The 25725-nt window shown below is 71.6% G+C and carries 14 protein-coding genes and 1 tRNA gene; 3 read left to right on the top strand and 12 right to left on the bottom strand.

Annotated elements, in window-relative coordinates; translation table 11 throughout:
- Window positions 1-115 precede the first annotated feature (115 nt).
- Window positions 116-5257, top strand: coding sequence for an ATP-dependent helicase (locus ABD350_RS09820; protein ID WP_344347470.1), 5142 nt, complete (start codon window positions 116-118; stop codon window positions 5255-5257).
- A gap of 158 nt (window positions 5258-5415) precedes the next feature.
- Window positions 5416-6267: an Fpg/Nei family DNA glycosylase gene (locus tag ABD350_RS09815; RefSeq protein WP_344347469.1), complete on the top strand. Its 852-nt coding sequence runs from the start codon at window positions 5416-5418 to the stop codon at window positions 6265-6267.
- A gap of 402 nt (window positions 6268-6669) precedes the next feature.
- Here the strand turns inward: ABD350_RS09815 and ABD350_RS09810 are convergent, their stop codons facing one another.
- The 10 genes from ABD350_RS09810 to ABD350_RS09765 all read right to left on the bottom strand — a co-directional run bounded on the left by ABD350_RS09810 (window position 6670) and on the right by ABD350_RS09765 (window position 21513).
- Window positions 6670-6948: a hypothetical protein gene (locus ABD350_RS09810; protein WP_344347468.1), complete on the bottom strand. Its 279-nt coding sequence runs from the start codon at window positions 6946-6948 to the stop codon at window positions 6670-6672.
- A gap of 129 nt (window positions 6949-7077) precedes the next feature.
- Window positions 7078-7548, bottom strand: coding sequence for a Dps family protein (locus ABD350_RS09805; protein WP_344347467.1), 471 nt, complete (start codon window positions 7546-7548; stop codon window positions 7078-7080).
- Between the two features lie 202 nt (window positions 7549-7750).
- On the bottom strand, window positions 7751-8116 hold the full coding sequence (locus ABD350_RS09800) for a helix-turn-helix domain-containing protein (RefSeq protein ID WP_030608842.1): 366 nt from the start codon (window positions 8114-8116) through the stop codon (window positions 7751-7753).
- A 109-nt stretch (window positions 8117-8225) separates the two neighbouring features.
- A complete protein-coding gene (locus tag ABD350_RS09795) occupies window positions 8226-8771 on the bottom strand; it encodes a CinA family protein (protein WP_344347466.1) in 546 nt (181 codons plus the stop codon).
- Window positions 8768-9529 (bottom strand): CDP-diacylglycerol--glycerol-3-phosphate 3-phosphatidyltransferase, encoded by a 762-nt coding sequence (gene pgsA, locus ABD350_RS09790; protein WP_344347465.1) that lies wholly within the window; start codon window positions 9527-9529, stop codon window positions 8768-8770. The genes ABD350_RS09795 and pgsA overlap by 4 nt, the downstream gene beginning before the upstream one ends.
- Window positions 9526-10998, bottom strand: a complete 1473-nt coding sequence (rimO, locus tag ABD350_RS09785) for a 30S ribosomal protein S12 methylthiotransferase RimO (protein ID WP_344347463.1) — start codon at window positions 10996-10998, stop codon at window positions 9526-9528. The genes pgsA and rimO overlap by 4 nt, the downstream gene beginning before the upstream one ends.
- 92 nt (window positions 10999-11090) lie before the next feature.
- Window positions 11091-11933, bottom strand: coding sequence for a helix-turn-helix domain-containing protein (locus tag ABD350_RS09780; protein WP_344347462.1), 843 nt, complete (start codon window positions 11931-11933; stop codon window positions 11091-11093).
- Window positions 11934-12212: 279 nt separating this feature from the next.
- Window positions 12213-14972, bottom strand: coding sequence for a DNA translocase FtsK (locus tag ABD350_RS09775; RefSeq protein ID WP_344347461.1), 2760 nt, complete (start codon window positions 14970-14972; stop codon window positions 12213-12215).
- Between the two features lie 123 nt (window positions 14973-15095).
- Window positions 15096-15776: a response regulator gene (locus ABD350_RS09770; protein WP_030785604.1), complete on the bottom strand. Its 681-nt coding sequence runs from the start codon at window positions 15774-15776 to the stop codon at window positions 15096-15098.
- 283 nt (window positions 15777-16059) lie between these two features.
- Window positions 16060-21513, bottom strand: coding sequence for a HAMP domain-containing protein (locus ABD350_RS09765; protein WP_344347460.1), 5454 nt, complete (start codon window positions 21511-21513; stop codon window positions 16060-16062).
- Window positions 21514-21924: 411 nt separating this feature from the next.
- On the opposite strand from ABD350_RS09765, the gene ABD350_RS09760 reads away from it, so the two are divergent.
- Complete coding sequence (locus ABD350_RS09760; protein ID WP_344347459.1) at window positions 21925-24684, top strand: SpoIIE family protein phosphatase; 2760 nt, start codon at window positions 21925-21927, stop codon at window positions 24682-24684.
- Window positions 24685-24731: 47 nt separating this feature from the next.
- Here the strand turns inward: ABD350_RS09760 and ABD350_RS09755 are convergent.
- Window positions 24732-24804: transfer RNA gene (locus tag ABD350_RS09755), tRNA-Thr, on the bottom strand.
- Window positions 24805-24887: 83 nt separating this feature from the next.
- Entirely contained in the window at window positions 24888-25550 is a 663-nt protein-coding gene (locus ABD350_RS09750; RefSeq protein WP_344347641.1) for a DegT/DnrJ/EryC1/StrS family aminotransferase, read from the bottom strand.
- Window positions 25551-25725: the final 175 nt, after the last annotated feature.

Genomic DNA, 25725 nt, shown 5'->3' with positions numbered 1-25725 from the left:
TCCCTCCCTCACCCAGCGCGGTCCGCCCGGCCGTACGCACGGCCCACGGCCCACTCCCCGCCCCCCGTTCGCCCAGGTCAGGGCGATTGTCAGTGGGCGGGTGCACGATGGACGCATGGTCAGCTCCGCACACCGAGCCCTGGACGGCTTCTCCCCCGCGACCCGCGGCTGGTTCACGGGGGCCTTCTCCGCGCCCACCGCCGCCCAGGCGGGCGCGTGGCAGGCCATCCGTGAGGGCTCGGACGTGCTGGTGGTCGCCCCGACCGGCTCGGGCAAGACGCTGGCCGCCTTCCTCGCCGCCCTGGACCAGCTGGCGTCGACGCCGCCCCCGGCCGACCCCAGGAAACGCTGCCGGGTGCTGTACGTGTCCCCGCTGAAAGCCCTGGCCGTCGACGTGGAGCGCAATCTGCGCAGTCCGCTGACCGGCATCCGCCAGGAGTCGGTGCGGCTGGGCCTGCCCGAGCCCGAGGTCAGGGTCGGCATCCGCTCCGGCGACACCCCGGCCGCCGAACGCCGCGCCCTGTCCACCCACCCACCGGACATCCTGATCACCACCCCCGAGTCGCTGTTCCTGATGCTGACCTCGGCCACGCGCGACGCGCTCACGGGCGTGGAGACGGTGATCCTGGACGAGGTGCACGCGGTGGCGGGCACCAAGCGCGGCGCGCATCTCGCGCTCTCCCTGGAGCGGCTGGACGAGTTGCTGCCGAGGCCCGCCCGCCGGATCGGCCTGTCGGCGACCGTACGCCCGGTGGACGAGGTGGCCCGCTATCTGTCCCCGCGCCGCAAGGTGGAGATCGTCCAGCCGGAGTCCGGCAAGGAGTTCGACCTCTCCGTGGTCGTCCCGGTCGAGGACATGGGTGAGCTGGGAGGTTCGCCGGCCACCGACGCCGCCGAGGGCGGGGAGCGGCCGTCGATCTGGCCGCATGTGGAGGAGCGGATCGCCGACCTGGTCCAGGCCCACCGGTCCACGATCGTCTTCGCCAACTCCCGCCGCCTGGCGGAGCGGCTGTGCAACCGGCTCAACGAGATCGCGTACGAACGGGCGACCGGCGAGCCCCTGGGCGAGCACCACGCCCCCGCCCAGTTGATGGGCGGCTCGGGCGCGGCCCAGGGCGCGCCGCCGGTGATCGCCCGCGCGCACCACGGCTCGGTCTCCAAGGAGCAGCGCTCCCTGGTCGAGGAGGACCTGAAGGCCGGCCGGCTGCCCGCGGTGGTGGCCACCTCCAGCCTGGAACTGGGCATCGACATGGGTGCCGTCGACCTCGTCGTGCAGGTCGAGTCCCCGCCGTCGGTCGCCTCCGGCCTCCAGAGGGTGGGCCGCGCGGGACACCAGGTGGGTGCCGTATCAACCGGTGTCGTCTTCCCGAAGTACCGGGGCGACCTCGTCCAGGCGGCCGTGGTCACCGAGCGCATGCGCTCGGGCGCCATCGAGTCGCTGAAGGTGCCCGCGAACCCGCTGGACGTGCTCGCGCAGCAGCTGGTGGCCATGACGGCGCTGGACATCTGGCAGTTCGACGACCTGCTGGCCCTGGTCCGGCGCGCGGCGCCGTTCGCCTCGCTGCCCGAGTCGGCGTTCACGGCGGTGCTGGACATGCTCGCGGGCCGCTATCCGTCCGACGCGTTCGCGGAGCTGCGCCCGCGCGTGGTGTGGGACCGCGTGGCCGGCACGGTCACCGGCCGCCCGGGCGCCCAGCGCCTGGCCGTCACCTCCGGCGGCACGATCCCGGACCGCGGCCTGTTCGGGGTCTTCCTCGCCGGTTCCGACCCCAAGAAGGGCGGCGGCCGGGTCGGCGAGCTGGACGAGGAGATGGTCTACGAGTCCCGCGTGGGCGATGTCTTCACGCTGGGCACGAGTTCCTGGCGGATCGAGGACATCACGCGCGACCGCGTCCTGGTCTCGCCCGCGCCGGGCGTGCCGGGCCGGCTGCCCTTCTGGAAGGGCGACCAGCTGGGCCGCCCGCTGGAGCTGGGCCGCGCGGTGGGCGCGTTCCTGCGCGAGGTCGGTTCGCTGCCCCAAGACGACGCGCGGCTGCGGCTGCTGGCGGCCGGCCTGGACGCGTGGGCGGCGGACAACGTGCTGTCGTACCTGAGCGAACAGCGCGAGGCCTGTGGTCACGTCCCCGACGACCGCACGATCGTCGTGGAGCGGTTCCGCGACGAGCTGGGTGACTGGCGGGTCGTCGTGCACTCGCCGTTCGGGGCCCAGGTCCACGCCCCCTGGGCACTCGCCCTCGCCGCCCGCCTGTCCGAGCGGTACGGCATGGACGCGCAGGTCATGCACGCCGACGACGGCATCGTGCTACGCCTGCCCGACGCCGATCTGCTGGGCCTGGACCTGCTCGACCAGGAGCCGGCGAAGGCAGGCACCGCCTACGACAGCGAGCAGGCCCCGGTCGGTGCGGCGGACGTCGCCTTCGACAAGGGCGAGGTCGACCAGATCGTCACCGACCAGGTCGGCGGCTCGGCACTGTTCGCCTCCCGGTTCCGGGAGTGCGCCGCCCGCGCGCTGCTGCTGCCGCGCCGCAACCCCGGCAAGCGCACCCCGCTGTGGCAGCAGCGCCAGCGCGCCGCCCAGCTGCTCCAGGTGGCGAGCGAGTTCGGCTCGTTCCCGATCGTCCTGGAGGCGGTCCGCGAATGCCTCCAGGACGTCTTCGACGTCCCCGGGCTGGTCGAGCTGATGGGCGACATCGAGTCCCGCAAGGTGCGTCTGGTCGAGGTCACCACCCCCGAGCCGTCCCCGTTCGCCCGTTCCCTGCTCTTCGGGTACGTCGCCCAGTTCCTGTACGAGGGCGACTCCCCGCTGGCCGAGCGCCGCGCCGCCGCCCTGTCCCTGGACTCGCGGCTGCTGGCCGAGCTGCTGGGCCAGGCGGAGCTGCGCGAACTGCTCGATGCCGACGTGCTGACGGAGCTGGAGCGCGAGCTGCAGTGGCTCACCGAGGACCGCCGGGTCAAGGACGTCGAGGGCGTCGCCGACGTGCTCCGGCTGCTCGGCCCGCTGACCGACGCGGAGCTGGTGGCGCGGGGCGCGGACCCCGAGTGGGCGCGGGAGCTGGCCGGGGCCCGCCGGGCCATCAGGGTGCGGATCGCGGGCGCCGACCACTGGGCGGCCGTGGAGGACGCGGGCCGGCTGCGCGACGCGCTCGGCACGGCGCTGCCGGTCGGTGTCCCCGAGGCGTTCACCGAGCCGGTCAAGGACCCGCTGGGCGACCTCCTCGCGCGCCACGCCCGTACGCACGGCCCGTTCACCTCGGCCACCGCGGCGGCCCGGTTCGGGCTCGGCGTCGCGGTCACGGACGGCGCGCTGCAGCGGCTGGCCGCGGCCGGCCGGGTCGTCCAGGGAGAGTTCCACCCGGCCGGCATCGGCCAGGAGTGGTGCGACGCGGCCGTGCTGCGCCGGTTGCGCCGCCGCTCCCTGGCGGCCCTGCGGCACGAGCTGGAGCCGGTGCCACCCGCCGCGCTCGCCCAGTTCCTGCCGCAGTGGCAGCACATCGGCAGGGGCCACGAGCTGCGCGGCGTCGACGGCCTGGTGCGGGCCATCGAGCAGATGCAGGGCGCCTCCGTGCCCGCCTCCGCGCTGGAGAAACTGGTCCTGCCCTCCCGCGTGGCGGGCTACACGCCCTCGATGCTCGACGAGCTGACCGCCGCGGGCGAGGTGGTGTGGGCCGGCGCGGGCGCCCTGCCCGGCAAGGACGGCTGGGTCTCCCTGTATCTGGCGGACGCGGCCCCGCTGCTGCTCCCGGCACCGCACCCGCTGGAGCTGACCGCGCTCCACCAGTCCGTCCTGGACGCCCTCTGCGGTGGGTACGGCCTGTTCTTCCGGCAGATCGCCGACCAGGTCCGCGCCACCACCCACCCGGAGGTCACCGATCCCCAGCTGGCCGACGCCCTGTGGGACCTCGCCTGGTCCGGCCGGCTCACCAACGACACCCTCGCGCCGATGCGCGCCCTGCTGGGCTCCGGCCGTACGGCGGGCTCGACCGCGCACCGCGCCAAGCGCGCCGTCCCGCGCGGGCGCTACGGCTCCCTGACGGCGGCCGCGCGCGCCGCCTCCCGTACCGGGCCGCCGACCGTCGCGGGCCGCTGGTCGCTGCTGCCGGCGGCCGAGCCGGATGCCACCGTGCGCGCGCACGCGCTGGCCCGTACGCTCCTGGACCGGCACGGCGTGGTCACCCGGGGCGCGGTCGCCGCGGAGGGGGTCGAGGGCGGCTTCTCGGCGGTGTACCGGGTGTTGTCGGTGTTCGAGGAGAGCGGCCAGGCCCGGCGCGGTTATGTGGTGGAGGGGCTGGGCGCGGCCCAGTTCGCGATGGACGGCGCGGTGGACCGCCTGCGCGCGGTGGCGAACGCCCGCGAGCGCACCGAGGGCCTGCCCGCCCCGGCCGACCGGAACGGCTTCGGCACCCCGAGCACGGCGAACGGCTTCGGCACCCCCGGAACCGCGAACGGCCTCGGCCGCCCCGGCACGGCGAACGGCTTCGGCTCCCCAGGCGTCGGGAACGGCTTCGCCGAGCAGGGCTTCCCGGACCCGTTCGACGGCCCTCGGGGAGCCCACGCGGCCCACCGCAGCGACGGCAGCGACGGCATCCCGCCCGACCACGCCCCCGCCCCCGGCCCCTTCGACGGAACCGACGGCGGCTTCACCCACCCCGGTCTGGACGGCGACTTCACCTGGCCGCCGGACGACCACACCGGCGCCGACGGCGACCCGTTCTCGTCCCGCGGCTCCACGGACCCGTTCGCCTCCCCCGGCTACGGCGGCCCCCGCGGCGGCAGCACCGCCTACGGCCCGGGTGCCTCCCCCGGTACCGCCCCGCACCGCGCCCACGGCGGCTACGGCTATGGCCGTACGGGCTCCACCGCGCCCGGTTCCCGTGCCGTGGTCCTCGCCGCGGCCGACCCCGCGAACGCCTACGGCTCCGCGCTGCCCTGGCCGGAGCCGCCGACCGGGGCCGGCCACAAGCCGGGCCGGAAGGCGGGTTCGCTGGTGGTGCTGGTGGACGGCGAACTGACGCTCTACATGGAGCGCGGCGGCAAGACGCTGCTGGTCTGGCCCACCGCCCCGGACACCGCCGCGACGGACGACCCCCGGCTGCGCGCGGCCGCCGAGGCGCTGGCCACGGCGGCCCGCGCCGGCTCGCTCGGCACGGTCACGGTGGAGCGGATCAACGGTGCCCAGGCCCTGACGTCCCCCATAGGCGCCCTGCTGGAGACGGCCGGTTTCGTGGCGACACCGCGCGGCCTACGCCTGAGACCGTGAGGCGACCGAAGCACCACCCGGCACGTCCCGGGCACCCCGCGCCCCAGGCCCGACAGCGTGCCGGCGCCTCGCGGCGCCGTCACACACGGGCAAGCACCCCGGCCGGCCCTACTCCGGCACACCGCCACCCCCCGACCCCCACATGGCACGCTTGAGGCATGCCCGAAGGTGACACGGTCTGGCAGGCCGCGCGGCGGCTGCACGAGGCTCTCGCGGGCAAGGCGCTGACCCGCAGCGACTTCCGCGTGCCGAAGTACGCGACGGTGGACCTGGCCGGCCGCAGGGTGCTGAGCACGATCCCGCGCGGCAAGCACCTGCTGACCCGCTTCGAAGGCGATCTGACCCTGCACACCCATCTGCGGATGGAGGGCGCGTGGAAGGTGTACGGCGCGGGCGAGCGCTGGCGGGGCGGGCCCGCCCACCAGATCCGCGCCGTCCTGTCCACCGCCGACCACGCGGCCGTCGGCTATCGCCTTCAGGTCCTGGAGCTGCTGCGCACGGCCGACGAGGAGCGGGTCGTCGGCCATCTGGGCCCCGACCTGCTCGGCCCGGACTGGGATCCCGAGCGTGCCCTGGCCAACCTCCTGGCCGACCCTACCCGTCCGCTCGGCGAGGCCCTGCTGGATCAGCGCAATCTGGCCGGCATCGGCAACATCTACAAGAGCGAGCTGTGCTTCCTGCTCGGCGTGACCCCGTGGCTGCCCGTCGGCGCACTGCCCGCCGACCGCGCCGAGAAGCTGCCCGGCCTGGCCAAGCGGCTGCTGGAGGCGAACCGCGACCGCCCGGTCCGGCAGACCACCGGCGTGCACCGGCACGACCTGTTCGTCTACGGCCGAGCGCCCCGGCCATGCCTGCGCTGCCACACCTCCGTCCGGGTGGCCGACCAGGGCGACGGTTCCCAGGAACGCCCCACCTACTGGTGCCCCACCTGTCAGCTAGGCCCCGCTCCGGCTCCGGGCTCGCCCCAGCGCTGGCGGGAGAAGTACCCCCGCCGCCCGCGTACCCCCTGAGCGATCCGCCCGGCCCGATCGACGCCCGGCCAGAGCCCCTCGCGCCGTCCCCGGCATGCCCCTGAGCGCCTACGACGTCAACGGACGCACCGTCTCCCCCACCAGAGCCGCCGGCGCCATCGCCGGACCTGTGCCGTCCTGCTCACCGAGGCGCGCAACGAGGGCGCCCCGCACCGACCGGGACGCCGACGGTCCGGACGGCACCGCATCCGCACCCCACGACAGCCCGCCACGACAACCCGCCACAGCACCCCCAGGACCGCCCCCGCACGCAAGACCGCACGACCCAGGCACAACCCCGAGGCTGTGGCGACCCGCATGACACCACCGGGCCAGGTCGGCGAGCCGGACGGCGCGTGGCGTCCGCGGTGCTGTAGTACCCGGCAGCGAGCGCGCCGGGGTTCACGACGGGTCGGGCGCTTCGCCCGAACGGGGGTGTGGCGATGCTCTGGCGACGTCCCCGGCCCGCCAGGCGGCCACCCAGCGCCCCGCCGGCACGGCCCCGGTCGCACGCGCCTTGGGGACACAGTGCACGGGCAGCAGGCTCAGCCCCCAGCCGCCGGCCGCGACGGCCCCCTCCAGCACGCCCGAGCCCTCCCCCGCGGCCAGCCGCAGCACGGCCCACCACCACAGGGCCCCGAGCCCGAGCGCGACCCCCCAGCGCACTATGCGTCCTGCCATGCCCGCCATCACCTCCAGCCGGACGCTAGACCGCCGCCCGCCCCGCGCGGGAGGCGCACCACGGGCTCACCGATGCACCACCGGACCACTCGGGCGCGGGGAAACCGTGGAGCGCCCCGGCCTCCCCCGCTAGGCGTTCTCCGCCTGGAACATCCAGTGGTGTTTCTCCAGGTCCGCGGTGATCGCGATGAGGAGGTCCTGGGAGACCGGGTCGGGCGCCTCGGTCGCGGTCACCCGTTCACGCATCCGGGTGATCACCGAGCCCAGCGCGTCCACCATCGCGGAGACCGCGTCCGTGTCCTTGATCCACCCCGCCGGTGCCGTCTTGATGCCGCTGCCGGAGGCCACCGTGGTGGCACGGCCGTCGGGCGGTACGCCCAGGGCCGACGCCCGCTCGGCTACCGTGTCGGAGTGGGCGCGGGCGGAGGCGACGACCTCGTCCAGCTGGAGGTGGATGGAGCGGAACCGGGGGCCGACGATGTTCCAGTGGATCTGCTTGCCGGTCAGCGCGAGGTCCACCAGGTCCATGAGGGCGCCCTGGAGCGCCTCGGCCACGATCTTCAGGTCCGCGTCGGCCAACGGGCTCTTCACGACGTACATCGCTTCCTCCGGTGCTTCGGCGCCGTCACGTCCCTCCCACGATGACCGCACCACACAACCCCGGCAAACGGGAACTACAGAAAATATGGGAAGAAAAGCCGCACTGGCAGGCAAGAAGCCCCGGCCGGGCTGTCCGGAGGAATCCGGAGAGGCCCGGCCGGGGCTTCGTTCGTTCGGGGTCGTCAGGCCGCGCGCGCGTAGCTCACGCGGCGACCACGTCCGCGGGCGCCTTGATGGTCACCCGTTCCGGTGGCACACCGGTCACCGACACGGAGCCCAGCATCGGTCGGACCGGCGTGGGCACAGGCTCGGTGGCGCGGGCGGACTGGGCGAGTTCGGCGAGCGCCAGCTCGTCGCTCACTTCCCGCATGAGTTCCGACATCCGTACGTCCAGCGCGTCGCAGATAGCGGCGAGCAGTTCGGAGGAAGCCTCCTTCTGCCCCCGCTCCACCTCGGAGAGATAGCCGAGTGAGACTCGGGCGGACGAGGAGACTTCGCGCAGAGTACGGCCCTGGCGTTGGCGCTGCCGACGCAGCACGTCACCCAGCAGGCGACGGAGCAGAATCATCGGTGGCTCCCTCCTCGGACCGCGTAGCCGCATCCTTCTCGCCCCACCGTACCGCCTCGCGCCGCGGCCGTGCGGGGAGCGATGTCGTGTTCACTCAGGGCTGCAAACATCAAAACCCCCCGTTCCGTTCCGTATCCTGTGCCCGCTCATTCCCAGTCTGTTCGCCCGCAAGCTGCTCCAGAAGCACTGCGAGTACGCTCCGTACACTCTCCATACGAATTTCCGCACGGCCGCCGTTCAACCGCAGGGCCCGGACTTTTCCGCCACCGGCAGAACCGGACCGGTCGGCAAGGGGCCCGTCCACGGCCACGAAGACCGTCCCGACGGGCTTGCCGTCCTGCGGGTCGGGGCCTGCCACTCCGGTGGTGGCGATCCCCCAGTCGGCGCCGAGAAGCGTGCGGACTCCGGCCGCCATCTGGCCCGCGACCTGCGGATCCACCGCACCGTGCTGGGCCAGCAGGGAACCGTCGACACCCAGCAGGCCGTGCTTCAGCTCGGTGGCGTAGGCGGTGACCGAGCCCCGGAACACCCGGGACGCCCCGGGTACCCCAGTGATCTCCGCCGCCACCAGGCCACCGGTCAGCGACTCGGCGACGGCAAGGGTCTCGCCCCTCACGGTCAGTAGTCGCACCAGTTCGGTGGCCTGGGAGCTCACGCGTCCTTCTCCTCCAACGCCGCCGCGCGCTCGGCGATTCCCCGCCGGCGCAGCACAATGGCTTGTCTTACGTAGTCGAGGCCCGTTGCGACCGTGAGGACGACCGCCGCGGCCATCACCCAGAACCTCAGAGTGGCCAGCCAGCCCGTCAGCGCCAGGACGTACATGCCGACGGCCACGCCCTGGGTGAGGGTCTTCAGCTTGCCGCCGCGGCTGGCGGGGATCACGCCGTAGCGAATGACCAGAAAACGCAGCAGGGTGATGCCGAGTTCCCGGCCGAGGATCACGGCCGTCACCCACCAGGGCAGATCGCCCAGCGCCGACAGACAGACGAGCGCCGCCCCCATGATCGCCTTGTCGGCGATGGGGTCGGCGATCTTCCCGAAGTCGGTGACCAGGTTGTACGTCCGCGCCAGATGCCCGTCGAACAGATCGGTGATCATGGCGATGGCGAAGGCGGCCCAGGCCAGCGAGCGCCAGGCCGGGTCGTAGCCGCCGTCCGCCAGCATCAGCGCCACGAAGCCGGGCACCAGCAGCAGCCGCAGCATGGTCAGCAGGTTGGCGACGTTCCAGACACTGGCCTGGTTGACGGCCGCAGCCGTGATCTTGCCGCCACGGGCGGCCTTGCCGCCCTCGTCGGCGGGATCGGAAGCAGAACCGGGGACCTCGGTCCGGGCGCCGTCGGCAGCGGCGGCGGAACCCCGGGCGCGGTGCGCGCCGGAGGAGCCGCCCGCGGCGGATGCCGGGACTCCGGTCATCTGCCCGCCTCCTCACTACACGCGAGCGAGCCGGCCAGCGGCTCGGCCACCAGGTCGACACCTTCCGTACCGACCACCTTCGCCTCGACCATACGTCCGACGCTCAGGCCCTCGCCGCTCGTGAGCAGCACCTGGCCGTCGGTCTCCGGCGCCTGGTGCGCGGCACGGCCGTGGACGCCCTCCTCCTCGTCCACCGACTCCACCAGGACCCGCACGGTCTCGCCGACGCGCTCCTCGGCGCGCTGGGAGACGAGTTCCTCGGCCAGTCGGGAGATGTGGGCCAGGCGCTCGGCGACGACATCCTCGTCCAGCTTGGTGTCGTAGGTCGCCGCTTCCGTGCCCTCCTCGTCGGAGTAGCCGAAGACGCCGATGGCGTCCAGCCGGGCGCCGTTCAGGAAGCGCTCCAGTTCGGCCAGGTCCGACTCGGTCTCGCCGGGGAAGCCGACGATGAAGTTGGACCGCACGCCGGCCTCGGGCGCCTTGCCGCGGATGGTGTCCAGCAGCTCCAGGAACCGGTCGGTGTCGCCGAAGCGGCGCATGGCGCGCAGCACGTTCGGCGCGGAGTGCTGGAAGGACAGGTCGAAGTACGGGGCGACCTTGGGCGTCGAGGTCAACACGTCGATCAGCCCGGGGCGCATCTCGGCCGGCTGGAGGTAGCTCACCCGGACCCGCTCGATGCCGTCCACGGCGGCCAGCTCCGGCAGCAGGGACTCCAGCAGACGGATGTCGCCCAGGTCCTTGCCGTAGGAGGTGTTGTTCTCGGAGACCAGCATGATCTCCTTCACGCCCTGCTCGGCCAGCCAGCGGGTCTCGTTCAGGACGTCGCTGGGGCGGCGGGAGATGAAGGAACCGCGGAAGGACGGGATGGCGCAGAAGGAGCAGCGCCGGTCGCAGCCCGAGGCGACCTTGACCGAGGCGACCGGGGAGCCGTCCAGGCGGCGGCGCAGCGGCGCGCGGGGCCCGGAGGCGGGGGCGACGCCCTCGGGCAGGTCGGCCGGGGCGTGCCCGGGCAGCGCCACGGACGCGGCCGATTCCTGTCGTTCGGCCGGGCTGATCGGCAGCAGCTTGCGCCGGTCGCGCGGGGTGTGGGAGGCGTGGATGCCGCCGGACAGGATGGTCTGCAGGCGGTCGGAGATGTCCGTGTAGTCGTCGAAGCCGAGCACACCGTCGGCTTCGGGCAGCGCCTCGGCCAGTTCCTTGCCGTACCGCTCGGCCATGCAGCCCACCGCCACGACGGCCTGGGTTCTCCCGTGGCCCTTGAGATCGTTGGCCTCCAGCAGGGCGTCGACGGAGTCCTTCTTGGCGGCCTCCACGAAGCCACAGGTGTTGACCACGGCGACGTCGGCGTCCGCGGCGTCGTCCACGAGCTGCCAGCCGTCCGCCTCCAAACGGCCTGCGAGCTCCTCGGAATCCACCTCGTTACGAGCGCAGCCGAGAGTGACGAGTGCGACGGTACGGCGTTCAGGCATGTGCTCAAGACTACTTTGTCTCGCCGACAGCCCTCGTCGACGGGGTTGGCCGGGCCCGGCCGACTCCGTCACACCCGGCGAAACACAGCCGGTCAGCCCGCCACGGGGTCGCCCTTGGTGTAGGTGAGACGCTCCACCGCACCGGGCCGGAAGGTGTCCTCGATCTTCTTGCCGTTGACGTACAGCTCGATCGCGCCCGCGTCGCCGAGGATGAGGTTGATCTTGGAGCTGTCCTGGAAGGTCTTGGACTGGCCCTGCTTCAGCAACCCGTCGAAGAGCATCCGGCCGTTGTGGTCCTTGGCGGAGATCCAGCTGCGTCCGTTGGGCGCGCTGACCTGGACGGTCACCTTGTCCTGGGGCGCGGCGGCGATGGCGCTGTCGGAGGGCTCGCCGGATGGCTCGGCCGGCTTGTCCTTCTTCGGCGGGGCCGTGGCGCTCTCGCCGGCGCCGGCCGGGGCGCCCTCGGCGACCTGGGACTTGGAGTCGCCGGAGGAGGAGCCGCCCTTGAACGCGGTGAACCCGACGAACCCGATCACGACGACGATGGCGGCGACCATCGCCGCCGTCCAGTTCGGGCCGCGCCGCTCGGGCCGGATCCGCTCCGCCTCGAACAGCGGCGCGGCGGGGGTGGGCGCGGGACGGCCGCCGTGCTCGGCGTCGTACTGCGCGATCAGCGGCTCGGGGTCGAGGTGGACGGCCCTGGCCAGCGTGCGGATGTGCCCACGGGCGTACACGTCGCCGCCGCAGGGGGCGAAGTCGTCCGCCTCGATGGCGTGCACGATGGCGATACGGACACGAGTGGCGGTGCTGACGTCGTCCACGGTCAGCCCGGCCGCGATCCGCGCCTGCTTCAGGACGCGGCCCACGGAGGGTCGGGCTTCCTGGGACTCGTCTTGGAACGGACGCTCGTCTTCAGGGGAGTTGCCGATGGACACGGGGGCGCCTTTCGAGCGTGTAGCCACCTGTGCTGGAAGCTCAGTCTAGGGGGGTGACGAAAGGGTGGGGCAACCGGACGGTATGACTTTGTACGCCAACGGATTGGCACGACATGCCGATGGTCGGACAAGCAGGTACCCCAGGGCGAGGTCCTTACCTGACCTTTCGCTCAACTGGACGTACGCCAAACCCAAACGGTTGCCCCATGCGCCCTAACGGGTGGGTCACGGCCGCTCGGCCACCCGGCGTAACCGGGCTGGGCCGAACGGCCCTTGGTGTCACCCCTCGGTCTCCCCGCGGATCATCGCGAGCACACCGTCCAGCTCGTCCGGTTTCACCAGGACGTCCCGCGCCTTGGAGCCCTCGCTCGGTCCCACGATGTTGCGGGACTCCATGAGGTCCATCAGCCGCCCCGCCTTGGCGAAGCCGACGCGCAGCTTGCGCTGGAGCATCGACGTCGACCCGAACTGGGTGGAGACGACCAGCTCGGCGGCCTGGCACAGCAGGTCGAGGTCGTCGCCGATGTCCTCGTCGATCTCCTTCTTCTGCTTGCTGCCCACGGTGACGTCGTCCCGGAAGACGGGCGCCATCTGCTCCTTGCAGTGCCGGACGACGGCCGCGACCTCCTCCTCGGTCACGAACGCGCCCTGCATACGGGTCGGCTTGTTCGCGCCCATCGGCAGGAACAGGCCGTCACCCTTGCCGATCAGCTTCTCGGCGCCCGGCTGGTCGAGGATGACCCGCGAGTCGGCCAGCGAGGAGGTGGCGAACGCCAGCCGGGAGGGCACGTTGGCCTTGATCAGACCGGTGACCACGTCGACCGACGGGCGCTGGGTGGCGAGCACCAGATGGATGCCGGCCGCGCGCGCGAGCTGCGTGATGCGCACGATGGCGTCCTCGACGTCGCGCGGGGCGACCATCATCAGGTCCGCCAGCTCGTCCACGATCACCAGCAGGTACGGGTACGGCTGGAGCTCGCGCTCGCTGCCCGGCGGCGACTCGACCTTGCCCTCGCGCACCGCGCGGTTGAAGTCGTCGATGTGCCGGTAGCCGTAGGCGGCCAGGTCGTCGTACCTGAGGTCCATCTCGCGGACCACCCACTGCAGCGCCTCGGCGGCCCGCTTGGGGTTGGTGATGATCGGCGTGATCAGGTGCGGGATGCCCTCGTAGGCGGTCAGCTCCACGCGCTTGGGGTCGACCAGGATCATTCGGACGTCCTCGGGGGTCGCCCGCATCATCACCGAGGTGATCAGGCAGTTGATGCAGGACGACTTGCCGGAGCCGGTGGCACCGGCGACCAGCATGTGCGGCATCTTCGCCAGCGAGTGCATGACGTACCCGCCCTCGACGTCCTTGCCGAAGGCGACCAGCATCGGGTCGTCGTCCTCGGCGGACTCCGCCAGGCGCAGCACGTCGCCGAGGTTGACCATCTCCCGGTCGGTGTTGGGGATCTCGATGCCGACCGCGGACTTGCCGGGGATGGGGCTGATGATCCGCACGTCCGGGCTGGCCACCGCGTAGGCGATGTTCTTGGTCAGCGCGGTGATCCGCTCGACCTTCACGGCGGGGCCCAGCTCCACCTCGTAGCGGGTGACCGTCGGGCCCCGGGTGAAGCCGGTGACGGCCGCGTCGACCTTGAACTCGGTGAAGACCTGGGTGAGCGAGGCGACGACCGCGTCGTTGGCGGCGCTGCGCGCCTTGCCGGGACCGCCCCGCCGGAGCAGCTCCAGGGAGGGCAGCGCATAAGTGATGTCCCCGGACAGCTGGAGCTGCTCCGCGCGCGCGGGCAGCTCCCGGGGCGCCTCGGGGGCCTTCTTCGTCAGGTCGGGTACGGCCTTGGTCAGGTCGGGTACGGCCGCGGGCTCGGACTTCTCCCGCTTCGGGCGGGCGGCGGGCACCGGCGCCGGCTCGGGTACGGCGGCGGGGGCGGAGGCGGGCACCGGGGTGGTGTCCTCGCGCTCGCCCACGCCCTGGGTGAGGTCGGCGACCAGCGGGGAGGGCGGCATGCCGTGCAGCACGGCACCGTCCAGCGCGGCGGCGGCCGCCGCGGCGACGTCCACGGCGTCCGGGTGCCGCCGCGGATCCGGCTGGGGCACCGCGGAGCGCCTGGGGCGCCCGCGGCGCTGCGCGAGGGCCGCGGCCTCGGCGCCTTCGGGGTCGTACGCCCGAGGGCCGCCGGAGCGCCTGCGCGGGCGCGCGGGCGCCTCCTCCCGCCACTGCTCGTCGTAGGACCCCTCCTCGGCGGCGAACCGGTCCGCCTCGTGGTCGTGCAGCACGCCCAGCACTACGCCGAGCCGCCGCAGCCGCTGCGGGACGGCGTTGACCGGGGTGGCGGTCACCACGAGCAGCCCGAAGATCGTCAGCAGCACCAGCAGGGGTACGGCGAGCATCTCGGTCATGGCGTACGTCAGCGGAGTGGCCGCCGCCCAGCCGATGAGGCCGCCGGCGTCCCTTATGCCCTGCATGCCGACGCTGCGCGCGGGTGAGCCGCAGGCGATGTGGACCTGGCCGAGCACGCCGACGGTGAGCGCGGACAGGCCGATCACGATCCGTCCGTTGGCCTCCGGCTTCTCCGGGTGGCGGATGAACCGTACGGCGATCACCGCGAGCAGTATCGGCACCAGCAGGTCGAGCCGGCCGAAGGCGCCGGTGACCAGGATCTCCACCAGGTCGCCGACGGGTCCGCGCAGGTCCGCCCAGGTACCCGCGGCGACGATCAGCGCGATGCCGAGCAGCAGCAGCGCGACACCGTCCTTGCGATGGGCCGGGTCGAGGTTCTTCGCGCCCTGCCCTATGCCGCGGAAGACGGCGCCGACGGCGTGCGCGAGGCCCAGCCACAGGGCGCGCACCACCCGGTAGACGCCCCCCGTGGGGCTGGGCACCGGCTTCGGCGGCGCGGACCTCCGCACCACGGCCTTCTTCGCGGGCGCCTTCTTGGCCGGTGCCTTCTTCGCGACGGCCTTCTTCGCCGGAGCCTTCGCGGGAGCGGCCGCCTTCTTGGCGGGCTGCTTCTTGGCTGCGGAGGGACGTGAGGCCATGGGTGTGAGGTTACCGGGGGAGACGACAGCGGACACGTGTGCCCATAGCTTCACCCGTTCGTGTCGTGCCTGCGGAGGAGCGAAATTGACGCGCACTCAGCCGCATCTGCGGAACGGGCTCGGTCAGTTCTGCGAGGGCACCGAGGCACCGCTGCCGCCCGTGCCCGGCTCCAGCGCGTCCAGGGCACGGCGCAAGCCGGTGAGTTTGCGCTCCAGATGGGCCGCCGTCGCCACCGCCGCCGCGTCCGCGGAATCGTCGTCCAGTTGCTTGGACAGCGCCTCCGCCTGCTCCTCGACGGCCGCGAGCCGCGCGGACAGCTCGGCGAGCAGCCCGGCCGACTCCTTGCCGGCCACCCCGCCCTTGCCGCCGCCCTCCAACTGGAGCCGCAACAGCGCCGCCTGCTCCCGCAGCTGGCAGTTCTTCATGTACAGCTCGACGAACACCGAGACCTTCGCGCGCAGCACCCACGGGTCGAACGGCTTGGAGATGTAGTCCACCGCGCCCGCCGCGTAGCCCCGGAAAGTGTGGTGCGGGCCGTGGTTGATGGCCGTGAGGAAGATGATCGGGATGTCCCTCGTCCGCTCCCGCCGCTTGATGTGCGCGGCGGTCTCGAAACCGTCCATGCCCGGCATCTGGACATCCAGCAGGATGACCGCGAAATCGTCCGTGAGCAGTGCCTTGAGCGCTTCCTCCCCGGACGATGCCCGCACCAGTGTCTGATCGAGCGCCGAGAGGATCGCCTCCAGCGCCAGCAGATTCTCCGGCCGGTCATCGACCAGGAGGATCTTGGCCTTCTGCACCATGGCCCGCCCTCCTCGCCCCGGCGGTACACCGGGCGCCGCCCCAGGGGACGACTCCCTTTCGTCGCCCGTCCTTGTGCCGGTCATCGTAGCCGCACCCCGCCTGTCGCCACACCCTGTCACCGCGATGTCACTGTGCACGTACCGGAAACGCGGCGAGATCCCGAATGGTTCCCGGAATCCCGGACTCCCGCGTGGTCCCGACCCCCATCATGCAGCAACTCCCCGCACGCGCCGCGGGTTCCCCCGGCGTCCCGGCGCACCCGGCCGGGCCGTCCCGCCCGGCTCACTCCGGCCTCATCCACTGACTCATCACCGACAGCAGGTGGTCGGGGTCGACGGGCTTGGTGACGTAGTCGGAGGCGCCCGACTGGATCGCCTTCTCCCGGTCGCCCTTCATCGCCTTCGCGGTCAACGCGATGATCGGCAGGCCCGCGAACTGCGGCATCCGGCGGATCGCCGTGGTCGTCGCGTACCCGTCCATCTCCGGCATCATGATGTCCATCAGCACCACCGCCACATCGTCGTGCTGCTCCAGGACCTCGATGCCCTCCCGTCCGTTCTCGGCGTACAGCACCGACAGCCCGTGCTGCTCCAGCACGCTGGTGAGCGCGAACACGTTACGGATGTCGTCGTCGACGATCAGCACCTTCTCCCCGCCGAACCGCACCGTCGGCGGCGCGGGCTGCTCCTGCTCGGGGACGGCCGTCCACTGCTCGGCCCGCTGCGTCTCGCGCGGCAGGGTGCGCCGCCGGCGCCGGAAGAGCGCGGCGGGACCGTGCTGCGTCTCCTGGTACGACTTCACCTCGGCCGGCGTCTCGATCTCCACCGCGGACAGCTCCGAGGACAGATGCGCCTCGGAGGCGACCAGGTCGCCGGCCTCCAGCGCGGGCGCGGACTGCTGGTAGCCCTGCGGCGGCAGTTCGCTCATGTGCAGCGGCAGGTAGAGCGTGAACGTCGAGCCGCGCCCGGGCTCGCTCTGCGCGTGGATCTCACCGCCGAGCAACTGCGCGATCTCCCGCGAGATCGACAGCCCGAGTCCGGTACCGCCGTACTTGCGGCTGGTGGTGCCGTCCGCCTGCTTGAACGCCTCGAAGATGACCCGCATCTTGCTGGCCGCGATGCCGATGCCGGTGTCCGTCACCGAGAACGCGATCAGCTCGCCGTCCGGATCGGCCAGCGAACCGGCCTCCAGCAACTGCTCACGGATGGAATCCGGCACATCGGCGCCGGCGGGCCGGATCACCAGCTCCACCGAACCGGAGTCGGTGAACTTCACCGCGTTGGACAGCAGGTTGCGCAGCACCTGCAACAACCGCTGCTCGTCGGTGTGCAGGGTCGCCGGCAGCTCCGGGGAGACCCGCACGGACAGGTCCAGGCCCTTCTCCGCTGTCAGCGGCCGGAAGGTGGCCTCCACGTAGTCCACGAGCTGGACGAGCGCGATCCGGGTCGGGGAGACGTCCATCTTGCCCGCCTCGACCTTCGACAGGTCCAGGATGTCGTTGATCAGCTGGAGCAGGTCGGAGCCCGCGCCGTGGATGGTCTCGGCGAACTCCACCTGCTTCGGCGAGAGATTGCCCTCGGCGTTGTCCGCGAGCAGCTTCGCCAGGATCAGCAGCGAGTTGAGCGGCGTGCGCAGCTCGTGCGACATGTTGGCGAGGAACTCGCTCTTGTAGCGCATCGACACCGCGAGCTGCTCGGCACGCTCCTCCAGGACCTGCCGGGCCTCCTCGATCTCGGTGTTCTTCACCTCGATGTCCCGGTTCTGCCGGGCCAGCAGCTCGGCCTTCTCCTCCAGTTCGGCGTTGGAGGCCTGCAGCGCCTTCTGCCGGTTCTCCAGCTCGGCCGACCGCTCTCGCAGTTGCTCGGTCAGCTCCTGCGACTGCTTGAGCAGCTTCTCGGTCTTGGTGTTGACCGAGATGGTGTTGACGCTGGTCGCGATCATCTCGGCGATCTGGTTGAGGAAGTCCCGCTGGATCTGCGTGAACGGCGTGAACGACGCCAGCTCGATCACACCGAGCACCTTGCCCTCGAACAGCACCGGCAACACGATCACCTGCGCGGGCGGGGCCTCGCCGAGCCCGGAGGAGATCTTCAGATAGCCGTTGGGCGCCTTGTCCACCAGGATCGTGCGCTTCTCCTGGGCGGCCGTGCCGATCAGCGCCTCACCGGGCCGGAACGACGTCGGCATGGAGCCCATCGAGTAGCCGTACGAGCCCAGCATCCGCAGCTCGTAGTCGTCCTCGCCGTTGCCGACGCCCTTGCCCTCCATCAGCGGCATCGCCAGGAAGAACGCGCCGTGCTGCGCGGACACCACCGGCGTCAGCTCACTCATGATCAGCGAGGCCACGTCCTCCAGGTCCCGGCGGCCCTGCATCAGGGCGGAGATACGGGCCAGGTTGCCCTTGAGCCAGTCCTGCTCCTTGTTGGCGATCGTGGTGTCGCGCAGGTTGGCGATCATCTTGTTGATGTAGTCCTGCAACTCCTGGATCTCGCCGGCCGCGTCCACGTCGATCTTCAGGTTCAGGTCGCCCCGGGTCACCGCCGTCGCCACGCGCGCGATGGCCCGCACCTGCCGGGTCAGGTTCCCGGCCATCTCGTTCACGGACTCGGTCAGGTCGCGCCAGGTGCCGTCCACGTCGCGCACGCGTGCCTGGCCGCCCAGCTGGCCCTCCGTGCCCACCTCGCGGGCCACCCGCGTGACCTCCTCGGCGAAGCTGGACAGCTGGTCAACCATCGTGTTGATCGTCGTCTTCAGTTCGAGGATCTCGCCGCGGGCGTCAATGTCGATCTTCTTCGTCAAGTCACCCTTGGCGATGGCCGTGGTGACCATGGCGATGTTGCGCACCTGACCGGTCAGGTTGGACGCCATCTGGTTCACCGACTCGGTGAGGTCCTTCCAGGTACCGGCCACACCCGGGACATGCGCCTGACCGCCCAGGATGCCGTCCGTGCCCACCTCGCGGGCCACCTTGGTGACCTGGTCGGCGAACGAACTCAGCGTCTTGACCATGGTGTTGATGGTGTCGGCGAGCTGCGCCACCTCACCGCGCGCCTCGATCGTCACCTGCCGCGTCAGATCGCCGTTGGCGACGGCCGCGGCCACCTGCGAGATGTTGCGCACCTGCATGGTCAGGTTGTTGGCCATCAGGTTGACGTTGTTGCTGAGGTCCTTCCAGATGCCCGTGACTCCGGGCACGTGCGCCTGGCCGCCCAGGATGCCCTCGGTGCCCACCTCACGGGCCACCCGGGTCACCTGCTCGGCGAAGCTTGAGAGTTGATCAACCATGGTGTTGACCGTCGTGACGAGCTCAAGGATCTCGCCCTTCGCGTCAACAGTGATCTTCTTCGACAGATCACCCTTCGCGACCGCCGTCGTGACCTCGGCGATGTTGCGCACCTGGATCGTCAGGTTGTTCGCCATGAAGTTCACGGACTGCGTGAGGTCCTTCCAGGTGCCGGAGACCCCCTGCACCTCGGCCTGACCGCCGAGAATGCCCTCCGTACCCACCTCACGGGCCACCCGGGTGACCTGGTCGGCGAACGACGACAGCTGGTCCACCATCGTGTTCAGCGTGTTCTTCAGCTCCAGGATCTCCCCGCGCGCGTCCACGGTGATCTTCTGGGACAGGTCACCGCGCGCCACGGCGGTGGCGACCTGCGCGATATTGCGCACCTGGGCCGTCAGGTTGCCCGCCATGCCGTTCACGGAGTCGGTCAGGTCCCGCCAGACACCGGCGACACCGGGGACCTGCGCCTGCCCGCCGAGACGCCCCTCGGTACCCACGTCCCGCGCGACCCTGGTCACCTGGTCGGCGAAGGCGGACAGCTGGTCCACCATCGTGTTGATCGTGTTCTTCAGCTCAAGGATCTCGCCGCGCGCGTCGACATCGATCTTCTGCGACAGGTCACCGCGCGCCACCGCCGTCGTCACCTGGGCGATCTGCCGCACCTGCGACGTAAGGTTGCCGGCCATGAAGTTGACGGAATCCGTCAACTCCTTCCACGTACCCGAAACGCCGTCCACCCGGGCCTGACCGCCCAGCCGGCCCTCCGTACCCACGTCCCGGGCCATCCGCGTGACCTGGTCGGCGAAGCTCGACAGCTGGTCCACCATGGTGTTCACGGTGTTCTTCAGCTGGAGCATCTCACCCGAGACGTCCACGGTGACCTTCTGCGACAGATCACCGTTCGCCACCGCCGTCGTCACCTGGGCGATGTTGCGCACCTGACCGGTCAGGTTGCGGAACGCGGTGTTGACGGAGTCCGTCAAGTCCTTCCACGTGCCCGCCGCGCCCGGCACCTGCGCCTGGCCGCCCAGCTCACCCTCGACACCGACCTCCCGCGCGACCCGCGTCACCTCGGCACCGAACGACGACAGCTGGTCCACCATGCCGTTGACGGTGTTCTTCAACTCCAGCATCTCGCCGGCCACGTCCACGGTGACCTTCTGCGACAGATCACCGTTGGCCACCGCCGTCGTCACCGTGGCGATGTCCCGCACCTGCGTCGTCAGGTTCCGGAAGACCGTGTTGACGGAGTCCGTCAGGTCCTTCCAGGTACCGGCCGCGCCCGGCACGTTCGCCTGCCCGCCGAGCCGGCCCTCCGCACCGACCTCGTTCGCCACCCGGGTGACCTCGTCCGCGAAGATCCGCAGCGTCTCGGTCATCTGGTTGATCGTCTCGGCGAGCCGCGCCACCTCGCCCCGCGCCGGCACCGTCACCTTCTGCGACAGGTCACCGCTCGCGACGGCCGTCGTGACCTGCGAGATCCCCCGCACCTGCGCGGTCAGGTTGCCCGCCATGGTGTTGACGGAGTCGGTCAGCTCCTTCCACACGCCGGCCACCCCGGGCACCTGCGCCCGGCCGCCCAGGATGCCCTCGGTGCCCACCTCCCGGGCCACCCGGGTCACCTCGGAGGAGAAGGCCGAAAGCTGGTCCACCATCGTGTTGACGGTGTTCTTCAGCTCCAGCATCTCGCCGGCCACGTGCACGGTCACCTTGCGGGACAGATCGCCCTTGGCGACCGCCGTGGTCACCAGGGCGATGTCCCGCACCTGGGCGGTCAGCCGGTCCGCCATCGTGTTGACCGACTCGGTCAGGTCCTTCCACGAACCCGACATCCCGCGCACCCGGGCCTGCCCGCCGAGCTTGCCCTCGGTGCCGACCTCGCTGGCCACGCGCGTGACCTCGTCCGTGAACGTCGACAACTGGTCCACCAGGTTGTTGACGGTCCGGCCGACCTTCAGGAACTCCCCGCGCAGCGGATGCCCCGTACCGCCGTCCGGCGCCTGCGTCCGCAGCTCCATGCGCGGCGACAGGTCACCCTCGGCGACCGCCGTGAGCACCCGGCTGACCTCCGAGACGGGCCAGACCAGATCGTCCACCAGCGCGTTGGAATGCTCGATGGCGGTGGCCCAGGAGCCCTCGCAGGCACCCGTCTCCAGCCGTTCCGTGAGTTTTCCCTCACGCCCCACCATGCGCCGCACCCGGGACAGCTCACCGGTCAGATGCAGATTCCGGTCGGCCACCTCATTGAAGACGGCCGCGATCTCCGACATCACGCCGTCCCCGGAGACCGTCAGCCGCTTGCGGAAGTTCCCGTCCCGCATCGACACGAGGGCCGCCAGCAGCCGGTTCAGGGCGGCCGTGTCCACCGTGGTGGTGCCGCCGCTCCTGCCCAGGGACGGTCCGCCTTTCGCGCGCGTCTTCGTGCCTCGCGTCGCCGCGCCAGACTCCACTGTGTCCCTCCCGGAGGGGTAGACCATTGCTGCTGTACCCGGCCGCTTCGGCCCCGGTGTGCCGGTCACCGGCATACCGACCGCGTCCGCGTACCGGTTGCTTCTGCGCATGTCCGCCAGACGGGATCCGGCCACACCAAGGGCTGCTGCCCGCCGTGTGCCCGGCACACGCGGCCCGGCCCGACCTTCATCAGAAGCTTGCCCAGTGTTTCACCCCGGCCGAACCCGGCCATAACAGTTCGGCAGCTTCGCACATCGTCCGCACACCCTGAGGGCGTAAACACCGAAGACCGGCATCCGCTCGGACCGCGAAGGTAAGTAACCTTGCATGCGGCTGTCCAGCCGCACCGGTCCGTCCGGCCTGGGCGGTGGCACGAGTACGAGCGGGCATCGGAGGGGCGGCCGGACATCATGACCACCGGACTGATCCCCGGGGGGCAGCCCCCGGAGTCACAGCCGACGGGCGAGCCGATGCCGCAGCAGCGGCGCGAGCCGGCCGTCGGGACAGCCCTGCATGCCGACAACCGGCCGAGGAGTTCTGTGATCACCGCGCGTGCGGCCGCCAGTTTCGAGCCCGTCGGGCGATCCGTCGCGACCGCCCGGTCCTTCGTCCGCGACACCCTCCAGGGCTGGGGATTCGCCGACATCGTCGACGACGCGGTCGTCCTGACCAGCGAGCTGGTGACCAACGCCGTCGTCCACGCGGGCACGCACGCGGACGTGTTGTGCCTGCGCACCGAGGACGGCGTGCGCGTCGAGGTCTCCGACCGCTACCCGGAGCGCGAGGTCCCCCTCCAGAGCTCCGCCGTCTCCATGGGCAGCCCGGACCGCGAGGGCGGCCGGGGGCTCCAGCTCTGCGCGGCCCTGGCCACCCGCTGGGGCGTCGACTACACCCCCACCCACAAGAGCGTCTGGTTCCAGCTCAACCTGCCGGAACGCCCGGTCGGCACCCGCACCGCCGGGCCCGCCCTGCCCGCCGACCTGCTGCCGCTGGCCGACGGCCGGGTCCGCGTCGCCGTCCTCCAGATCGACCGCAAGGGCGGCATCAGCGCCTGGAACGAGGACGCCGAGGAGCTGTTCGGCTACCCGGCCTCCGACGTCATCGGCAAACCCTTGACCGAGCTGGCCGCCTGGCCGCACACCCCCGGCACCGGCACCGGCATCGCCGAGGCGCTCCAGCTCTCCCGCTGGGAGGGCACCTACGGCATCCGCCGCGCCGACGGCCGGGTGGCCCAGGTGTACGCCTCCCATCTGCGGGTCCGTGACACCGGCGGCGAACCCTCGACCGTCTGCCTGCTGGTCCGCGACCACGAACGCGCCGTCCTGCAGACGCCGCCCCGCGTCCCGGCCGGCGACCAGAACCCGTCCTCCGACGGCCAGAGCACCGACCCCTTCGAGGTGTTCATCGGCTCCCCCGCCCCGGACGACCTCGACGGACTGCTCCAGCGCACCGTGGAACGCGCCCGCGACATGCTCGACGGCGACTCCGCCTTCCTGCTGCTGGCCACCGACGACGAGACCGAGCTGGAGGTCCGCGCCTCCACCGGACTGCCCTCCGCCCGCCAGCGCTTCGCGCGCGTGCCGGTCGAGGCGGGCCCCGGCCGCTACGGCTCCGCCCGCATGCCCGCCGTCCACGACGACCTGGCCGCCGTCCCCGGAGCCGTACCACTGCTCGCCGGCACCGGCATGCGCTCGGTCGTCACCGTCCCACTGAAGGTCGAGGGCCGCCTCACCGGCTCCCTGGGCGTCGCCGCCGAGGCCCCCGGCCGGTACACCAACGAGGAGGCGCTGCGCCTGCAGTTCGCCGCCGACCGGATCGCCCTGGCCGTCGAGTCGGCCCGCCTCGGCGAGCTGGAACGGCTGCGCCGCGGCTCGCTCAGCTTCCTGGTGGAGGCCTCAGACCTGCTGGCGGGCACCCTGGACCGGGACCAGACGCTGGCCCTGATGGCCCAGATGACGGTCCCGACCCTGGCCACCTGGTGCGCGGTGTACACGATCGCCGACCAGGCGTCCGAACCGTATCTGTCGTACGTCCTGCACGAGGACGAGGAACTCATCGACGGCATCAAGTCGTTGCTGTCGAAGATCCCGCCGCCGGACCCGGTGCCGACGCCCGGCGCCCGGGTCTGGACGGCCCCGGGCGAGGTCGCCCACCAGGCGGCCCTGCGCTCCTCCATGCGGAGCCTGGGCCTGGCCGGCGGGCCCACCCACCGGATCGCCTCCGGCATCGGCCCGACGCTCGCGACGGCGTCCGCGGTCGGCGGGGAGACGGTGGTCCTGCCGCTCGTCGCCCGCAACCGCGTCATCGGCATGCTGACCCTCGGCAAGCCCACCGACGAGCACTTCCGCCAGGAGATCCTGGAACTGGCCGAGGACCTGAGCCGCCGGGCCGCCCTCGCCCTGGACAACGCCCGCCTGTACTCGGAGCGGACGGCCATCAGCCAGTCCCTCCAGCGCAGCCTGCTCCCGCCGGGCCTGCCGCACATCGACGGCGTCGAGGTGGAGGTCATCTACCGCGCGGCGGGCGAGGGCAACGAGGTCGGCGGCGACTTCTACGACGTCTTCCCCATCGGCAACGGCGCGTACGGCTTCGCCATCGGAGACGTCTGCGGTACGGGCCCCAACGCGGCGGCGGTCACCGGCCTGGCCCGGCACGCCCTGCGCCTGCTGGCCCGCGAGGGCCTGTCCGGCCCGGCGGTCCTGCAGCGCCTGAACTCCGCGATCCTCGACGAGGGGGACCGCAGCCGCTTCCTGACGCTGCTCTACGGCGAGTTGCGGACCCAGGTGGACGGCAGCGCCGAGTTGAAGGTGGTCTGCGCCGGCCACCCGCTGCCGCTGCGCCTGCGCCAGGACGGCACGGTGACGGCCGCGGCCGAACCGCAGCCGCTGCTGGGCGTCATCGAGGACCTGGAGCTGTACGAGGAGACGGTCACCCTCGACCCGGGGGATGTGCTGCTCTGCGTCACGGACGGGGTCACCGAACGCCGTGAGGGGTCGCGCATGCTGGGCGACGACGGCCTCGCCGATGTCCTCACCACCTGCACGGGTCTGACGGCGGGTGCGGTCGCGGCACGCATCATGCGCGCCGTCGAGCGTTTCGCCTCGGACGCTCCGTCCGACGACATGGCGATTCTGGCAATGCGCGTCCCGGGCATTCATCAGGAGGTGTGAGGAAGCACGGAAAAGGCCCCACCCGGAAGGGCGGGGCCTTTTTGCGGAGCCCCCAAACGGAATCGAACCGTTGACCTTCTCCTTACCATGGAGACGCTCTGCCGACTGAGCTATAGGGGCCTGTCGTTTTCGAGGTTTCCCTCGCGGCGACAGAGAAACTGTACCCCGAACAGGGCTTGGTTCCCAAATTCGTTCGGGCCTGGTCAGAAGGCCGGCTGAAGCAGGCCGCCGAGGGCGTTGCAGGCGGCGGCCGTCCGCTGCATGTCGCGCTTGGTGAGCGCGGCGTCCACGGGCAGCGCGAGTGTCTCGTCGGCGGCCCGCTCGGTCTCCGGCAGCGATACGTACCGGCGGAAGGCCGGCAGCCGGTGCACGGGCGTCTTCACGGGCACCCGGCACTCCACTCCCCTGGCCCGCAGCGCACGTGCGAAGGCGTCACGGTCCGGCCGGCCGTTCCCCGGTACCCGCACGACGTACTGCTGGTAGGTGTGCCCGTCCCCGCCGTCCGGCGTGTCCACGCCCTTGAGTTTGGCGTCGAGATAGGCGGCCCGCTGCCGGCGCTGGGCTATCTCGTCGTACGGCGCCTCGGACTCGCCCTGCTCCAGCACCAGCAGTCCGTGCCGCCGCCCCAGCTCGCGCAACCGTCCGATGTCGGCCCGCCGTCCGAAGCGGTGCACGACAACGACCGCCACGGTATGGGAAGTTACGGCAGCCTCGACCGCGTCCGGGGCGAGGCAGTAGGTCACCGGGTCTATGTCGGCGAACACCGGGAGCGCGCCCGCCAGGACCACGGCCTCGGCGACTTCGACGTTCCCGAAGGCCGGTACGACGACCTCGTCACCGACTCCGACTCCGGCGGCCCTGAGCATCGCTGAAGTTCCCATGTCCGGGATGCTGTGCTCGGAACGTGAACGACACGTTACGCAGAACAGAAAAAGGTCGGACCCTGAACCGAAGTTCAGGATCCGACCTTTATCAAAAATTGTTCGGCGGCGTCCTACTCTCCCACAGGGTCCCCCCTGCAGTACCATCGGCGCTGTGAGG

The sequence above is a fragment of the Streptomyces nogalater genome, from assembly GCF_039532885.1.
Lineage (GTDB): Bacteria > Actinomycetota > Actinomycetes > Streptomycetales > Streptomycetaceae > Streptomyces > Streptomyces nogalater.
This window is presented reverse-complemented; position numbering and strand designations above follow the sequence as displayed.

Coding starts and splice junctions, on each gene's coding strand:
- ABD350_RS09820 (WP_344347470.1), top strand. CDS start 116: ATGGTCAGCTCCGCACACCGAGCCCTGGACGGCTTCTCCCCCGCGACC.
- ABD350_RS09815 (WP_344347469.1), top strand. CDS start 5,416: ATGCCCGAAGGTGACACGGTCTGGCAGGCCGCGCGGCGGCTGCACGAG.
- ABD350_RS09810 (WP_344347468.1), bottom strand. CDS start 6,948: ATGGCAGGACGCATAGTGCGCTGGGGGGTCGCGCTCGGGCTCGGGGCC.
- ABD350_RS09805 (WP_344347467.1), bottom strand. CDS start 7,548: ATGTACGTCGTGAAGAGCCCGTTGGCCGACGCGGACCTGAAGATCGTG.
- ABD350_RS09800 (WP_030608842.1), bottom strand. CDS start 8,116: ATGATTCTGCTCCGTCGCCTGCTGGGTGACGTGCTGCGTCGGCAGCGC.
- pgsA (WP_344347465.1), bottom strand. CDS start 9,529: ATGACCGGAGTCCCGGCATCCGCCGCGGGCGGCTCCTCCGGCGCGCAC.
- rimO (WP_344347463.1), bottom strand. CDS start 10,998: ATGCCTGAACGCCGTACCGTCGCACTCGTCACTCTCGGCTGCGCTCGT.
- ABD350_RS09775 (WP_344347461.1), bottom strand. CDS start 14,972: ATGGCCTCACGTCCCTCCGCAGCCAAGAAGCAGCCCGCCAAGAAGGCG.
- ABD350_RS09770 (WP_030785604.1), bottom strand. CDS start 15,776: ATGGTGCAGAAGGCCAAGATCCTCCTGGTCGATGACCGGCCGGAGAAT.
- ABD350_RS09760 (WP_344347459.1), top strand. CDS start 21,925: ATGACCACCGGACTGATCCCCGGGGGGCAGCCCCCGGAGTCACAGCCG.
- ABD350_RS09750 (WP_344347641.1), bottom strand. CDS start 25,550: ATGCTCAGGGCCGCCGGAGTCGGAGTCGGTGACGAGGTCGTCGTACCG.